Origin of the sequence: Faecalibacterium sp. Marseille-P9590, from assembly GCF_017377665.1 — a bacterium.
Classification (GTDB): Bacteria; Bacillota; Clostridia; order Oscillospirales; family Ruminococcaceae; genus Faecalibacterium.
Genome location: NZ_JAFREF010000001.1, coordinates 472,700 through 487,771, shown reverse-complemented (window position 1 = coordinate 487,771; position 15,072 = coordinate 472,700). Strand labels below are relative to the sequence as shown.

Genomic DNA, 15,072 nt, shown 5'->3' with positions numbered 1-15,072 from the left:
TATTCGATTGCACACCTTCTTATAATGCGTCACTCGACTTTGCCGATAAAACGGTAAAAAATTTCAACTTCCTGTTCTCTGGTGCCATCTTCATGCTTGACAGCTTCGTGAATGAGAATCTTCTCAATCAGGGCATTTAGAAGCTCGGCGGTCAGTTGTGTGGGGTTGACGTACTTTTTCATCAACTCAATCCACTTTTCCGCGTCAACAGCGGTTTGGGCGGCTGCATCAAGTTCGGCTTGAAGTTCTTGAATCTTTTCGTCCAGTTCACGCTGTTCTGCCTGATACTTTTCGGACAGCATATTGAAATTGTACTCTGTAATGCGTCCAACAGACCAGTCCTCATACATTTTGGCGAACAGGTTGTCCACCTCTGCCTTACGCTTTGTGGCCTTTTTGAGTTCGGCAGTCTGTTTTTTCTTGGCGGTGTTGCGTTCTTTGTCGCTAGCATTCAGTAAACGCTGCAAGAGTTTATCTCCATCCTGCTGTGCTTGCTGCGACCAGTACTGCACTCTTGCCAGAACATAGGTGTACAGCACATCATACCGAATATAGTGCATGGAACACTGGTGAAGTCCCTGTCCATTTTTGCTGCAATGGTAATAGCCATAGGGCTTTTTGTTCTGCTTATTCATACCATAGGCCATCGACCAGCCGCAATCTGCACATTTTACAAGTCCAGAAAAGATTTGCGTTGTTCCATCTTTCTGTTTTCTACGGCGATGAGCAATCTGCTCCTGCACCTGTCGAAACACATCCTCAGAGATAATAGCTTCGTGGGTTTTCTCCACACGATACCATTCTTCCTGCGGTTTCCGCACCTTTTTCTTGTTCTTGAAAGAGATGTTGCTCTGCTTATTGTGAACGCTGTGACCGATATAGGTTTCTTCTTTCAGGATGCTTTTAACCTGCGTTATCGTCCATGCATAGGCTTTATCTTCGGATGTTCCTGCATAGATGTTGGCAAATGTGCCGTACCGCTGAAAATTCAGCCAGCCGGGAGTGGGAACCTTTTCATCTACTAAAATGTGGGTGATGCTGGCCGCACCGTGTCCATGCACCGCAAGATCAAAAATCTTCTCAATGATCCACTTCGTTTCCGGGTCTACCAGAAGATGCCCTGACTTGTCGGGGTCTTTGATATATCCCAGAGGAGCGTATGCGCCATAGTGCGCACCGTTTGCAAATCTTGTCCGCATAGCGGCCTTGACTTTTTTGCTGGTCTGGCGAGCGTGCATCTCGTTCAGGATATTCAGGAACGGAGCAAGTTCGCTTTCGCCGTTGAGAGTATCCACATTATCGTTGACAGCAATATAGCGGATACCCTTACTCGGAAAGTAGATTTCCGTGTACTGACCTGTCAGAATATAGTTTCGACCTAAGCGGGATAAATCCTTTGTTACAACGCAGTTGATTTTGCCTTCCTCAATATCGTCGATCATCCGTTGAAAGCCCGGTCTGTCAAAGTTGGTGCCAGACCAGCCATCATCGATATATTCGCCAACAACGGTCAACCCGTGTTCCTCTGCATACTGACGAAGCATCATGCGCTGGGTCTGGATGCTGCCGCTTTCACCCTGCAATTCATCGTCACGGCTTAGTCTAAGGTACAGTGCAGTGTTATAAATCATTGTATTGTTAGGCTGTTTCATAATAGAGCCTCCTTCTTAAAAGAAACAGCCCACGCTTACAATACTTTTGCTTCCATTATACCGTAAGTGTGGGCTGGATTCAATTCATTTTTATCATCAGGCGCATCGGTTAGCTGAATACTGAATCACATCTTCCAGCAGTGTACCGACTGATTTTCCATTTTCTGCGAAATGTTCAGTCATTTTGATTTTTGTATTGCCACAGTAAAAATAGAGCGTACCGTCTGGCTCCTTAACATAGTAAGACGTGTTCTCAAGAGTAGGTTCGGGACCCGTGTACTCCGAATCCTGCCACTCTTCGAGTAAATCGGCAGGTGGTTCACAAATAGGCTCATAACAGGAGCAAAGGTCAATCGCATCGTTCATCATATCAGTGCTTCTTTTATCCATTCAGTATCCTCCGAAAATCAAAGTTCCATATCCTGCCCACGCTTGCGGTTTCGCTGCGGTGCATTCACAGTGCGCTCCTGCTTGGGGGCAAGAATCTTTTCCAGAAAGCCGCGTACCAGTTCGGGCGCACGGTGGAGAGCATCCAGATAGGGCTTCACCTCGTACCAGAGTTCATGATACTTTTGACCCCAATGGGCTGCTTCCTTCTTGGCGGTGGAAAGTTCTTCTTTCAGGCGGCGGTTCTCCACATCCATCATATAGCCGTGGTCGGCTTGCTTTTTCAGCTTGGAGAATTCTTCTTCGGTCAGCGAATAGTTGCCGAGGAAGGTGCGCTTGCCGATATAATCCAGATCGCGCGCATGAATGAGGGCTTCTTTCGTGAGCGTGGCCTTTTTCTGCACAGCGGCAAGCTCCTTCTCCTTTTTGGAAAGAACAGTGCTGGTCTTGGCAAGGACTTGCTCTTTCTGGTTAATCTGGGTGGTCAGGGTGTCCAGCCGTTCCTGCTCCCGCTGGACTTTGAATTGGGTGACGGTCAGGTGTTCTTCAGTGCTGCCACGCTCACCGCGCTCTACATCCGTGTACCCAGCATTGCGCATATAGTGGAAGAAATCGTCCTGCAAGATGCTGTACGACTTCTTCAGGACTGGCTTGCCGTTCTTTTGAAGGACAGGCTTTCCGGCGTCGTCCAGCAAGGGCTTGGATGCCCACTTCTTGCTTCGGCTGACCTGCATGACGGTCTCCTTGATTGTGCCGACCAACGCCTTGTCCTTGCAGCGTTTCGACCAGAGGATCTGCTTTTCAACCACAGGCACATAGACCACATGGAGGTGGTAGTGGTAGACCTCCCGGCCTAATGCTTCGGTCATGGCACGGTTGATCTCATCGGCGTGCATGACTGCCGAAAGGATATACTGCTCACCGCCCACGATTTGCACAGCAGCTTTGTAGGCATCCTCATAGAACTGTTTGGCGAACTCGTAGCCGCCGTGGTTATCAAAATAGGCCGAGTTGACATCAAAGATCAGCTCACAGTAGTGGGTGGCATCCGGCTTCAGGCCACGCGTGGAGATAGTTCCATCGGCTTCCAGTTGGGCGAATAGGTCAGTGTAGCTGGCGGTAGGCTTTTTGAAGTGGACGTTCCATGCAGCGCGCTGGGGGATGATGTCGGGGTTTCGATAGCTGTCCTTTTCGCGCTCGTTGTGCTGCTGGGTGTTGCCAACGGCTTTGTCTGAAACGGCGAGATTTCGGACACTGGTGCGGTCAATGCCATCATTTCTTGCCAAGGGGCATTCCTCCTTTCAAGGTTCATCGTGAGGTGACGGGGAACGGAGATGCACTTCTGCGGAAGTGTAATAACCCACTATGACACTTTCATCCCTATGGGCTGCAAAGTGTAGTGGGCTCTTCGAGGACTCTCCGAGGGGGAACGTCTCCTGCGGGAGAGTTACAATCAAGTTCGCACAATGCGAACTTGATTGCTCCGTACGCATCTAAAAAAAAAAAATGCGTATGAACTTCAAATAACCTGTACGGTTCGTACGGCGTACGAATAAATAAAATACGAACGATAAAACGATTGATTTTATCAAAACTCGCCGTACAGGTGCGTACAAGTACAGACCGTACAGGTTGTACGAACTTCTTCCGTGAAAAATGCACTTTTTACGGGCAGGGGTGGACAAGCGGCTCGATGCCCACAAAACCGCGCACCCTGCGGCCACCGGGCAGGTAGATGTTGTTGGTGGCTTCGAGGTTATAGCGGCGGTCGTTCTGGCGCAGTTCGGCACTGAAACGGATGGCCGATACGCTGTGACAGGCGTTGTCCTCACACCACAGTTTGTAGATCTCGTAGAAATCTTTGGAACTGATGGAGTAGTCCGCCTTGAAGCGGAAATAGCCCTCGGATTCCATAAAGTCGATGACATTGTTGCTGCTGCGCTTGATGGTGTCCACGTTGGCGGCGGCACGTTCGCTGACCGTGAAACGGAAATCGTTCTGTACCAGCAGGTGCAGCCCTTCCAGACACCAGAGCAGGATGCCCTCCATTTCGGCGCACATCTTCTCCACAAGGAAGGGGTCATCCATGCGGTCGGTGGGCTTGTCCTTGGTGGTCAGGATAAGCTGGCGGCGAAAGAAACCGTCCGAATGGTCATACAGCGAGGTCAACGCACCATTGCCGAAGCAGAGGAACCGGGCGTAGATGTCCCGCTGGTAGCTCTGGACACCCTTGCGTTCCAAGTCCAGCTTGGCTTCGGCGGTCACGATGGTCTTGAAATAATGCCCTTTTGCAAAGGGCATTTGGCCGTTGAGAGCCAAGGATGGCTCTCAATTTGGTGGTCAAATAAAATGACAAGCATTTTATTTGAGATCGGCATAGTTCGTCTTGGGCAGGGCGTTCATGTCCATGTCGTCGTCGATCATCAGCAGGCGACGTTCCAGATCGGCGCGGGCAAAACGGTTATTCTCCACTTTCTGGACGCTGCCGTTGCTGGCGGCATCTCCTATGAGTCGCTTGAGCACCAGCCCGATGCGGGACTTGCCCTCGCCGCCCTTGCCGACAATGAGCATCATCTTCTGTCCCTTGGTGCTGGGGATCAGGCAGTAGCCCAGATACTCCTGTAAGGTGGGGATGTCGGCATCGTCCAGCAGCTCGTGCAGGAAGGTCAGCCAACGGTCAGGGGTGGCAGCTTTCGGGTCGTAGTTCACAGGCAGACGGTTCTGGCAGAACAAGCGGCTCTCCTGAAAAGAGCCGTCCGGCAGATGGTACACGCCGTTCTGAAGGTGGATGCAGTCCTGCTCAATGGGGAACGGATCGGAAAAGGCCAGCAGCTTGATGGTCTCCAGAATGTTGGTGACCTTTTTGGACAGGCCAGAGGTGACATATTCCTCGATGTTCTCCAAGATGCGTTGTTTGATCTCGCTCTCGTCCTCCACCGGGCCGTCCAGCGTGTACAGCGTTCCGTTGACGCATTTCAGCGGCCACTGTTCCAGAAAGGCACGGCCAAACTGGACTTCGTCAATTTTCTTGCCGTTGTACCAGTCCGGCCATAAGGGGTTGCGGGAAATGTTTTTCTTCATGTGGTGGTTCTCCTTTAGAAAAGTGAAGTGGTGGGTCTCACGGTGAGACCCACCACTTCAGGTGAATAAATTATCAGGCGCACTTTGCCAGAGCAAGGCGGTCGGTGCGCTCTTCTAACATCAGCAGGTACGACCCGGACAGCAGCCGTGCAGCGGCATCGGCCTTCTGCTGGGGCGTCCCAAATGCAACGCAGTCCGTCAGGTGTTCGATGGTCTCGGTCGTGTGGAGGGCTTCTTCAAACCGTGGGTCATGCGGCTCTTCCGGGGTGGCAGGCTTGTAGTGTTCCTGCCAGTCGTGCAGCAGGTCAAGATAATTGGTCAGCACCCGCAGACAGTAGGCGATGTCGGCCCACTGCTCGTCCGTCAGGCCACGCTTGGGCGGCGGCAGGGCGATGGCGTTGGCGGGCGGTTTGTCCGGGTCAAGCCAGAGCTTGTCGGGGCGAGGCCCCTCCATTTTGCTGACGCAAGACCGCTCTGTCACTTGCAGTCCCCACTGGGGACTGCATTGCTTCGCAAACGCGAAGTCGTGTATCAGATTCTCGGCGGCTTGCCGGGGGTTCAGGTCAAACAGTTTGGCGGTGAGGTCGATGGCATCGCCGTTGGCTCCGCAGCCAAAGCAATAATAATAGTTGTCGTTCAGCTTCATGCTGGGGTCGCTGTCGGAATGGAACGGACAGCACACCATGCCATGGCGGTCGGGCTCCATGCCGTACATCTCTCCCACCTGCCGAACGGTGATGGCGGACTTGACAGTTTGATACAGGCTCAAGGGCATTCCTCCTTTGTTTCGTGCGTTGCACCAGAGTACCCCAAAGTGGGAACTCTGGTGTTTTTTGCTTCCTGCCTGAATATACGGAGAATTTTGCAGAAAGGCCGAAAAAGCAGCAGAACTGCAACGGAAAAAGAAAAAAGCCCTTACTGGTTGCAGAGTTGCAACAGCAAGGGCAGAGGGGAAACCGTATATTGAACAAAACGGCAGAGCGTATTATAATGAGGAAAAAGCTCAAAAAGGAGGGCCGACCACATGGCACAGGAATATCTGCCCGCACCATCCAACGTCCGTCTTGCGGACTTGATGAAAGAACACAACATCAGCCAACCAGAGCTTGCCAAGGAAATCGGCTGCTCCAAGAGCACCATCAGCCGCTTCATCAGCGGTGCAAAGGGAACCCTGACCCACGAGCAGGTGCTGAAAATTGCAAGGCTGTTCAACGTGTCTACGGATTTTCTGCTGGGAGAAACCAACATCCCCGACCGCAAAAATTACGACATTGCCGAACTGGGCTTGTCCGTAGAAGCCGCAAAGAACCTCTACACAGGGCACGTCAATGCAGAGGTAGTCAATCTGCTGCTGGAAAACGCCCGCTTTGCAGAGCTTACTCACCGCATAGCGCAGTATTTTGATGATACCTTTGCATCCGGCATCGCGGCGCAGAACGCTATGCTTACGACATTGAGCACCCTGCTGCGCACAAAGGTCAAGACCCCGGAAGCAGCCAAAGCCGCAAAGGACATCAGCCTCCGGAGAAAGCCGGTGTACCAAGGCGACCTTGATGACATTGAGATGTACTTCATGGCGGCGGTCAAGGAAATCAAAAAGGGCATCGGGAGCCATTACACCGAACAGGAAGCCATGAGCAAGAAAGTGGCAGAGAAGATGTTCACCGAATTGACCAAAGGGCAGGATGTGCAGCACCCAACGATCACGGCAGAGCAGTTGACAGATGCAATGTTAGACAGTGTTTCGGGCATGGAAGGAGCTACGCCGGAAGCACTGGAACAGCTGCGGAGCGGTCTGCTGGGAATCTTGCAGTCTGCCGCAGAGCAGGAAAACGCCCATGAAGCAGACGAATGAATGGCTTTGTACGCTGGCACAGAAAGGGGACGCCGCCGCACTGGACAGCCTGATCGAAAACAACAAGTCCTTTATCGGCAAGGTGGCGAATGACCTTTTCCGCAGCATGAATCTGGCACAGTACGGCCTGAACCTTGACACGGACGATTTGAAACAGGCGGGCAATCTGGGCTTATGGAAAGCTGTGCCGAAGTTCGATGCAGCGCGCGGCATGAAGTTCCTGACCTACGCAGCTCCGGCCATCCGCAACGCCATGATGGATATGGTTCGGGATGCCTTTACTGCTTCTGAGCAGCGGATGGTGACGGAGGATAAGGACGGTATCTGCTACCAGCGCGTTTCGCTGGACGATGTTCTGCCGGGAGAAGAGCAGCTGCGGCGCATCGAAGCCATAGCCGACCCCTACGCCATGCAGCCACAGAGCATTATGGAAGAACAGGAATCGCGCCGGGAACTGTACGATGGCCTGAAACGGCTGACCCAACGGGAGCAGACCTATCTGCTGTACCGCTATGGCTTCACCGATGGCGAGGAACATCCGCTGATCGGCACGGCGATATACTTTCACCTGACAAAAGGTCGCGCCAAAAAGACCGAGGAACAGGCTATGGATAACCTGTGGCTGGAATTGCCGTGGTGGTACATCTGAATGAGCAGAGAGGAATCGTGTCAAATTAACATAACTCCATACGGAACTCCATATTCCAGCAAAAGCCATGCCGCATTTTCCACGGCATGGCTTTTGCTATGTTCAGAAAAATTCAGGAATTGGCGAGCTGATGCTGCACATACCGCAGCTGACCGCCTTCAAGGATGACTTCAATCTCATCATCCGACAGTTCCAGCACAGCGTCGAAGGAGACACCCTTGGTCTTGTCTTCCACGGTGACGCGCTTTGTCTTGATCTGCTCGCGGAAGTTGGCGATGTACAGCTCATCCGACAGCTCGAGTTTGTCGTAATCCGCCGGGTCGGCGAAGACCATGGGGACGATGCCGTGATTGATGAGGTTGTTCTTGTGGATACGAGCCATGCTCTTGGCGATAACGGCCTTGACGCCGAGGAACATCGGGGTGATGGCGGCGTGCTCACGGGAAGAGCCCTGACCGTAGTTCTCACCGCCGATGATGATGCTCTTGCCGTAGCTCTGGGCACGCTTCGAGAATTCCGGGTCGTAGCGGCAGTAGGCATACTGAGCCATCAGGGGCATATTGGAGCGCATGGAGCTGAATTCGGCGGAAGCCGGGGTGATGTCGTCGGTGGTGATGTTGTTGCCGGCCTTCAGGCTGATCTTGGCGTCCAGATTCTCCTCGGGCTTCTCAGGGATGGGCAGAGGCTTGATGTTGGGGCCGCGCACGATCTGTACCTTTTCCAGTTCCTCATCCGGCAGGGGTTTGATGAACATGGAGTCGTCGATGAAGTAATGCTCCGGCTCATGGACATCAGCCAGTTTTGCCACATCTGCGCCCATGATGTCCTCAGCGGTGGTAAAGGTGCCTGCGATGGCGGTAGCGGCTGCCGTCTCGGGGCTGACCAGATAGAGCTGAGCGTTGGCACTGCCGCTGCGGCCCTTGAAGTTGCGGTTGGAAGTGCGGACGGAAATGCCGTTAGTGGGCGGCGTCTGACCGATGCCGCAGCAGGGGCCGCAGGAGATCTCAATGAGACGAACACCTGCATCCACCAGCATATCCAGATAGCCGTCGTGGAGCAGCTGCTTGTAGATCTGGCGGGTTGCGATGCCACATACGCAACTCACATCATCGCTGACGTGACGGCCCTTGAAGACCAGAGCGGCACGGGCGATGTCGGTGTAGCTGCCGTTGGTGCAGCTGCCGATAAAGACCTGCTGGACCGGCTTCTTCTCGATCTCGGATACCTTATGAACATTATCCGGAGAGTGAGGGCAGGCGATAAGGGGTTCCAGCTCGCTCAGGTTGATCTCGACGTACTCGTCGTAATCGCAGCCTTCGTCGGCTTTCATCTCCACGAAATCTTTTTCACGATCCTGTGCGATGAAGAAACGGCGGACCGTCTCATCTGCCGGGAAGATGGAGGTGGTGGCACCCAACTCTGCGCCCATGTTGGCGATGGTGGCGCGCTCGGGCACTTCCATGGTCTCGACGCCCGGGCCGACGTACTCGTACACACGGCCTAAGCCCCCCTTGACGGAGTAGCGGCGGAGCATCTCGAGGATGACGTCCTTGCCGGAGCAGCCGGGGCGCAGTTTGCCGGTCAGGTAGACGCGGACGACCTTGGGCATCTTCAGGCGGATGGGCAGGCCGGCCATGGCCGTGGCACCGTCCATACCGCCGCCGCCGATGGCCAGCATACCGATGGCACCGCCGGTGGTGGTGTGGCTGTCGGTGCCGAGGCTGGTCTTGCCCGGGACACCGAAGCGGGCATACTGGACGCTGTGCATGATGCCGTTGCCCGGACGGGAAAGGTAGATGCCATACTTCCGGGCAATCGAGGTCAGGAAGATGTGGTCATCGGGGGTGTTGGTGTTGACGTAGAGCAGGTTGTGGTCGAGGTAGCTCACCGAGACGTCGGTGCGGACACGCTTGATGCCCATGCCCTCGAGGGCCAGATAGCACATGACGGCATTGATATCGTGGGTCAGGGTCTGGTCGAAATGGACGTAGATCTCATCGCCGGGGTTCATGGCGGACGGTTTGGTCAGATGGGCGGAAATAATTTTCCGGGTAAGATTCATAGCCATAATAACTCTCTCTTTCTTTTCTGGCGCAGTCGTTTTTACAGAGACTTGAGTGTATCCAGCAGATAGGTAGTGAACTCCTCGCTGGTCGCGCCGTCCTTGTCAGTGGTAACGACGAGCTTCTTTTCGGTGTTGCAGCAGATGTCCAGAGCCTTTTCCAGCTTTGCGGTGCGGTCACCGTAGCCGATGTGTGCCATCAGCTGACCAGCGGCGCGGATGAGGGAGCAGGGGTTTGCATACTGGGCACGGCCATGACTGATGAGATAGGGTGCAGTGCCATGAATGGCCTCGAACAGGGCGTATTTGTTGCCGATGTTGGAGGAGGAAGCACTGCCCAGACCGCCCTGCATCTCAGCGGCAGCGTCGGTGACGATATCGCCGTACAGGTTGGGCAGAACGAAGACTTCACAGCCCTTGGTGAATTCCGGATCGGCCATCTTTGCGGTCATAGCATCGACCAGACGCTCCTGCACCTCGATGTCGGGGTACTCAGTCTCGCCGATGTGATGGACGGCTTTCAGGAAGTTGCCGTCCGCCAGCTTGACGATGTTGGCCTTGGTGACGGCAGTCACATTGTGCTTGCCGTTCTTGCGGGCATACTCAAAGGCAGCGCGGGCAATGCGCTCGCTGCCCTGCTTGGTCTGGACCTTGAAATCAATGGCAAGGTCCTCGTTGACCTGAATGCCCTTGTTGCCCCAGATGTATTCGCCCTCAATGTTCTCACGGAAGAAGCACCAGTCGATGTTCTTTTCAGGAATCTTGATGGGACGGACAGCGGCGAACAGATCAAGGCTGCGGCGGAGCAGGCTGTTTGCCGAGACCATGTTGGGCATCGGGGTGCCGTCGGGGAATTTATCACCGGCACGGGGCGTGGTGAAGGGACCCTTGATGAGGACGTTGCACTCCTTGCAGGCTTTCAGCACGTCCTCGGGCAGGCTTTCGCCCAGCTCCACGCGGCGCTCGAAGGTCATGCCCTCGATGATGCGAATCTTCACCTTGCCGCTTGCCAGTTCCGGAGCCATCAGGTCTTTCAGGACCCGGAGTGCCTGCTCCATGATGATGGGGCCGATGCCGTCGCCGGGCATGACGCCAATGGTGATGGTGTCCAGCTTGGAGAAGTCGGTGACTTCTTCGTCGGCCTTCATCCGCTCAATGCGAGCGAAGTCGCTGCGGATCAGCTCTGCCAGCTTCTCCTGCGCGGTTTTGATCTGCTGTTCCTGCAATGTGGTAGTAGCCATAAAAAATACCTCCTGAAATCAAATGATAAGGGTGTAAATGCCGCAGAGTGCCATGACAGCCAGAACTACAAGATTCAGTGCAGACACGGCAAACAATTCCACAAACATCTTGTTTTGAGGGAAACGGGTCTCACTGTCCGGCTGCTGAGCAACACCGGCCATGATGAGCGCGCCGGTAGTAGAGATCGGAGTATAGCCTGCAATGGTGCCGCCAATGACGACCATCGCCACCAACTGTACACCGTCAATACCAAGACCAGAGGCCAGACCGCCGCACACGGGCACCAGTGTGGGGAACACAACGCCCAGACCGGAAGAAAAGAAGGACATGATGCCAGCAGTCAATGCCATGATAGGCGCAGCACTCTTCGCTCCCATGAGACTCTCCAGCATCGAGACAAGAATGTCGATGCCACCAGACAGAGAAATAATATTCATCAACATCCCGACGCCCAGAACCATCAGAATGACATTCCAAGGTACACCGGAAATGGCCTTTTTGTCCTGACCACAGCCAATGACATTCAGAATACTGCCGATAAAGAAGCCGGTCAGACCCACATTCCATTTGAGAGCCAGAACACCGACGGCGAGAAGGATGAGCCCCAGAAGACTCAGCAGCTGCTGCCAGTTGAACTTGGGAAGAATATCTTTCTCACCGGCTGCTTTGCTCTTATCCACCTGCCAGCCCTTATAATAGATGTAAATGAGGATGGAGCAGATGACGGCGGTGATAGCGGTGCAGATCATGATAGGAACAGTATCCGCTTCCATGCCCTGAGCCTCCATCAGGCTGCGGACAACGGCGGCCTCAGGAGTCAGGGGACTCATGCGTCCGGCCATAGCACCCATATCACCGATGATGGAGACCATGATGGGGTTGATGCCAGCGGAAATGGACAGTGGGATAGCGATGACCGGGATGATGGCCAGACAAGGAATGGAGCCGGGACCGACGGCACTGAGTACCATACCGATAAAGAACATAGCCACCGGGATGGCGTGGACCGGAACACGGTTGACGATCTTCTTTGCCATAAGTTCCAGTGTGCCATTGCCATTGATGATAGCAAAAAGGTAGGTCACGCCCACCATCTGGATGAACAGCGAGGTAGAAAAACCGGAGATAACGGCCTTCGTGGTAATGGTATCGCTCTTGAAAAGAATGGTGATGACCATTGCAAAGCCGATGGAAAGGATACCAACATTGGCCTTACGAGTAAATCCAAGAACAATGGCTATGATCAACGCCAGCAGGGAAATCAATCCTACATTCATTTTTACGTCCTCTTCAGTCTGCGAACACGATGCACACAGGGCTGCCGGTGTGCAGGATGTTCAGGGTGGGGGTCAGCGTACCGGTCACATTGTCGAAATCAAATTCCACGATGGTGTCGCTGTCTTCGTTTGCGACATAGCACTTGCCGTTGTCGCCGAAGCAGAAGAAGCGGGGGGTCTTGCCGAGGCAGGGGTAGAAGCCCACATTGCGCAGATAACCGGTGACGGGGTCGATGCGGTAAACGGCGATGCTGTCGGTATAGCGGTTGGAGACGAGAACGAACTTGCCGGAGGGGTCTACCATGACTTCGCTGGCGTCGGAGTAGCCGGTCACGGTCTCCGGCACGGTGGTCAGCTCCTGCAGAGCCTCAAAGGTGCCTTTCTCATCGTCGAAGCGGAAGAACAGCACCTTGTTGCCCTTTTCCTCGCACATATATACCCAGCGATTGTTGGGATGGACCGCAGCGTGGCGGGGCTCGTCCCACGTTCTGGACAGGAAGCGGTCGGTCTGGGTGAACTCGCCTGTCTCATGGTCATAGCGCAGAGCGCGCATCTGGCCATAGCCGTTGATACGGCCCTGCGCGCAGGCAAAGAGGAAATTCTTTTTGTGATCCCACAGGCACTGATGGATGGTGGATACCTTGCCGGCCTCTTTGCCCTCATAGGTGTATTTAGCTGCGACCTCGCCGAGGGAACCGTCCTCATTGCGGGTGATGGTGTAGAGCGTGCCGCCTTGCAGCGTAGCAACAATGACGTGCTTGTTCTCACGGTCCACCGTCACATCCACGGGGTTCTTGCCGCCGATGTCGATGGTGTTCATGTGCTCGAGCGTGTGGTCTGGCAGAACGCGGTAGCTGGAAACCTTGGTGAAATCGCCGTGGACACTGTAGAGGTACTTCCCTTCGTTGTCCAGCGTCTGGAAGGACGGATTCGGCTCCGTTTCCAGACACTGCAGGCACTTCCAGCTGCCGTCCGGCAGGATCTCGTAGGTCTTGAGGCCCTCGCCGCGGGCATTTCTCTCTTTTGTCGTCCGGCATCCTACATAAGCATAATGCATGATTTTTTTCTCCTTTTTGACTCTCTGTGTTTGCTTGTTGCTGGCCGTTCTTCTGTGACCCCATAATAGCACAATTTTTTGTCAAATGGATATTCCCGATTTTTGCCCCTGTGGTATTCCATTTTGGAATGCCATCAGACAGAACAAAGCCCTCTCTCAAAAGTAGCTTCGAGAGAGGGCCTTGTTTTACTTATTCACACCAAAATATTCTTCTATCAGCGATACAAAATCCGAAATGTCCGGATTCTGGAAGCAGCGGTCCGACAGCATCATCCAGACTTTTCGGCTGACTTTGTTCCCCTGTTCGTCATACGTCTGGATAAGCTGAGCCTTTTCGTGGTCAATGCGCCACTTGTCGCCGAACAGCGTTGTAACGCCTAGCCCCTTCTCGACCATCTCGATGGCAATATCTGCAAAGGGGACCTGATAGCTCTGGTGGGGCAGGCCGCCATACTGCGACTTCCACCACTGGTCGCGTATCATCTCCACGAGGGGGTTCATCTTCCACTGGATGAAAGGCTGACGCTCGACTTCATCCAGCGGCATTCCGGCAGGAACCAGGAGATAGAGATTTTCATCCATCAGCGGCTCTTTTTCGCCCAGATAGGGGTAATCGCCGCAGACGAAGCCGATGTCTACCGAGCCGTCCATCAGCTTTTGCAGGACGACCTCACTGGAGCTTGGGATGAGGCGTATATCCAGACGGTCAAAGCACTCGATATATTTGCTGAGCGCCTCCGGGAAATGAAGTCTGGAAAAAGAATTGGGGATGCCGACGGTCAGCACTTCCTTCTGGCATTCCCTCTGGGCATAGTGCTCCCGTATTTCCCGGAGGAAATCCATCATGATGCTGGCTTTCTGGGTAAGGTATATGCCGTCTTCCGTAAACGTAACCCCCTGATTGCTGCGATGGATGACATTGATACCCCATTCGGTCTCGATGTTTTTGAGCCTTTTTGTGACGGCTGACTGGGTCAGGTACAAAGCTTCCGCTGTTTTTGATATACTGCGCTTTTCATACAGAACGATAAGTATTTTCCAGTCCAGCTCTTTCATGCACGTCATCCTTTCGGGTTTATTTGATAAAAGAATAACATATCAGAAAGAACTTGACAAGAGGGAGTCCTTACTTCTCCTTCAGCTCAAACTTGATGCCATTTGGCAGCATGAACCAGTGACGGCCTTTGCCGGGGACAGGTACAGCACCAAAAGGCTTCTCCTTTTCCAGAACTGCATCCACACTGATAACCTGAAAGCCGAGGTGCTGGAAGCGGCCATTCTCCTGACTGGGGTCATCCACCTTGCAGAGCTGGATGCCGCCATCGAACCAGACGGCCGAAGGATTATCCTCTGGCCCCATCGTGCGGCAGATGCGCATACCCAGAACATCCTCGAAAAACTTGGAATTCTCTGAAATATCGGTTACATCAATGGCGATATGGTCGAGGGGAGAAAAATCTTTTGTACATTCACGCATAGCGGCAGGAAAGCAGTTTATTCATAGTCGAATCTCCTATATTTAATATATACAAATCTTAATATCAAAATATTGAAAGCGTGAGCGTATGAATGATGTTCAGTAATATCTTTAATTATGGGAAACGGCTGTCTCCCACTTGGAGATGGCCTTTGCGCTGACGGCCAGCTTTTCGGCCAGCTCTGCCTGCGTCAGGTGTTTGGCTTCCCGCAGCTGCCGGATGGCAGTGCCGGTGACGTAAGAATCCATATAAACTCTCCTTTGTGATTGTTTCTCTCTGTCCAAAGGATACCATAACAAAAAGCTCCACACAACCTACGCTGCGTGGAGCTT

General features: G+C 53.5%; 13 protein-coding genes and 1 pseudogene. 2 read left to right on the top strand and 12 right to left on the bottom strand.

All coding sequences use genetic code 11. From position 1 onward, the window contains the following. Positions 1-29: 29 nt before the first annotated feature. From J3349_RS02410 to J3349_RS02390, 5 genes and pseudogenes are all read right to left on the bottom strand, one after another. Positions 30-1,652 carry a recombinase family protein gene (locus J3349_RS02410; RefSeq protein WP_207676325.1) on the bottom strand — a complete coding sequence of 541 codons (1,623 nt, stop codon included), beginning with the start codon at positions 1,650-1,652 and terminating at the stop codon, positions 30-32. Positions 1,653-1,748: 96 nt separating this feature from the next. Beyond that, entirely contained in the window at positions 1,749-2,042 is a 294-nt protein-coding gene (locus J3349_RS02405) for a hypothetical protein (RefSeq protein ID WP_207676380.1), read from the bottom strand. Positions 2,043-2,059: 17 nt separating this feature from the next. Then, positions 2,060-3,325, bottom strand: a complete 1,266-nt coding sequence (locus J3349_RS02400; RefSeq protein WP_207676324.1) for a plasmid recombination protein — start codon at positions 3,323-3,325, stop codon at positions 2,060-2,062. Between the two features lie 379 nt (positions 3,326-3,704). Further along, positions 3,705-5,120, bottom strand: a pseudogene (locus J3349_RS02395) (DUF5906 domain-containing protein). A 73-nt stretch (positions 5,121-5,193) separates the two neighbouring features. Continuing rightward, a complete protein-coding gene (locus J3349_RS02390; protein WP_207676323.1) occupies positions 5,194-5,895 on the bottom strand; it encodes a CHC2 zinc finger domain-containing protein in 702 nt (233 codons plus the stop codon). Between the two features lie 249 nt (positions 5,896-6,144). On the opposite strand from J3349_RS02390, the gene J3349_RS02385 reads away from it, so the two are divergent. Both J3349_RS02385 and J3349_RS02380 read left to right on the top strand, forming a co-directional pair. Further along, a complete protein-coding gene (locus J3349_RS02385; RefSeq protein ID WP_207676322.1) occupies positions 6,145-6,975 on the top strand; it encodes a helix-turn-helix transcriptional regulator in 831 nt (276 codons plus the stop codon). Continuing rightward, entirely contained in the window at positions 6,959-7,624 is a 666-nt protein-coding gene (locus tag J3349_RS02380; RefSeq protein ID WP_207676321.1) for a sigma-70 family RNA polymerase sigma factor, read from the top strand. The genes J3349_RS02385 and J3349_RS02380 overlap by 17 nt, the downstream gene beginning before the upstream one ends. A 112-nt stretch (positions 7,625-7,736) precedes the next feature. Here J3349_RS02380 and J3349_RS02375 read toward each other — a convergent pair whose 3' ends face one another. From J3349_RS02375 to J3349_RS02345, 7 genes are all read right to left on the bottom strand, one after another. Then, positions 7,737-9,692 carry an aconitate hydratase gene (locus J3349_RS02375; protein ID WP_207676320.1) on the bottom strand — a complete coding sequence of 652 codons (1,956 nt, stop codon included), beginning with the start codon at positions 9,690-9,692 and terminating at the stop codon, positions 7,737-7,739. Between the two features lie 35 nt (positions 9,693-9,727). Beyond that, positions 9,728-10,927: an isocitrate/isopropylmalate family dehydrogenase gene (locus tag J3349_RS02370; protein ID WP_207676319.1), complete on the bottom strand. Its 1,200-nt coding sequence runs from the start codon at positions 10,925-10,927 to the stop codon at positions 9,728-9,730. Positions 10,928-10,945: 18 nt separating this feature from the next. Further along, positions 10,946-12,205, bottom strand: a complete 1,260-nt coding sequence (locus J3349_RS02365) for an SLC13 family permease (RefSeq protein ID WP_207676318.1) — start codon at positions 12,203-12,205, stop codon at positions 10,946-10,948. Positions 12,206-12,218: 13 nt separating this feature from the next. Then, positions 12,219-13,262 carry a beta-propeller fold lactonase family protein gene (locus J3349_RS02360; RefSeq protein WP_207676317.1) on the bottom strand — a complete coding sequence of 348 codons (1,044 nt, stop codon included), beginning with the start codon at positions 13,260-13,262 and terminating at the stop codon, positions 12,219-12,221. Between the two features lie 186 nt (positions 13,263-13,448). Continuing rightward, entirely contained in the window at positions 13,449-14,327 is an 879-nt protein-coding gene (locus J3349_RS02355) for a LysR family transcriptional regulator (protein ID WP_207676316.1), read from the bottom strand. Positions 14,328-14,388: 61 nt separating this feature from the next. Continuing rightward, positions 14,389-14,739: a VOC family protein gene (locus J3349_RS02350; protein WP_207676315.1), complete on the bottom strand. Its 351-nt coding sequence runs from the start codon at positions 14,737-14,739 to the stop codon at positions 14,389-14,391. 111 nt (positions 14,740-14,850) lie between these two features. Then, the gene (locus J3349_RS02345) at positions 14,851-14,988 is read right to left on the bottom strand and encodes a helix-turn-helix transcriptional regulator (RefSeq protein ID WP_207676314.1); all 138 of its coding nucleotides are present in this window, start codon (positions 14,986-14,988) and stop codon (positions 14,851-14,853) included. Between the last annotated feature and the right edge of the window lie 84 nt (positions 14,989-15,072).

What these genes read in the sequence shown, in the direction of transcription:
- J3349_RS02405 (WP_207676380.1), bottom strand. Translation starts at nt 2,042, where the DNA reads ATGGATAAAAGAAGCACTGATATGATGAACGATGCGATTGACCTTTGC.
- J3349_RS02360 (WP_207676317.1), bottom strand. Translation starts at nt 13,262, where the DNA reads ATGCATTATGCTTATGTAGGATGCCGGACGACAAAAGAGAGAAATGCC.
- J3349_RS02375 (WP_207676320.1), bottom strand. Translation starts at nt 9,692, where the DNA reads ATGGCTATGAATCTTACCCGGAAAATTATTTCCGCCCATCTGACCAAA.
- J3349_RS02385 (WP_207676322.1), top strand. Translation starts at nt 6,145, where the DNA reads ATGGCACAGGAATATCTGCCCGCACCATCCAACGTCCGTCTTGCGGAC.
- J3349_RS02380 (WP_207676321.1), top strand. Translation starts at nt 6,959, where the DNA reads ATGAAGCAGACGAATGAATGGCTTTGTACGCTGGCACAGAAAGGGGAC.
- J3349_RS02370 (WP_207676319.1), bottom strand. Translation starts at nt 10,927, where the DNA reads ATGGCTACTACCACATTGCAGGAACAGCAGATCAAAACCGCGCAGGAG.
- J3349_RS02410 (WP_207676325.1), bottom strand. Translation starts at nt 1,652, where the DNA reads ATGAAACAGCCTAACAATACAATGATTTATAACACTGCACTGTACCTT.
- J3349_RS02350 (WP_207676315.1), bottom strand. Translation starts at nt 14,739, where the DNA reads ATGCGTGAATGTACAAAAGATTTTTCTCCCCTCGACCATATCGCCATT.
- J3349_RS02345 (WP_207676314.1), bottom strand. Translation starts at nt 14,988, where the DNA reads ATGGATTCTTACGTCACCGGCACTGCCATCCGGCAGCTGCGGGAAGCC.
- J3349_RS02390 (WP_207676323.1), bottom strand. Translation starts at nt 5,895, where the DNA reads ATGCCCTTGAGCCTGTATCAAACTGTCAAGTCCGCCATCACCGTTCGG.
- J3349_RS02355 (WP_207676316.1), bottom strand. Translation starts at nt 14,327, where the DNA reads ATGACGTGCATGAAAGAGCTGGACTGGAAAATACTTATCGTTCTGTAT.
- J3349_RS02365 (WP_207676318.1), bottom strand. Translation starts at nt 12,205, where the DNA reads ATGAATGTAGGATTGATTTCCCTGCTGGCGTTGATCATAGCCATTGTT.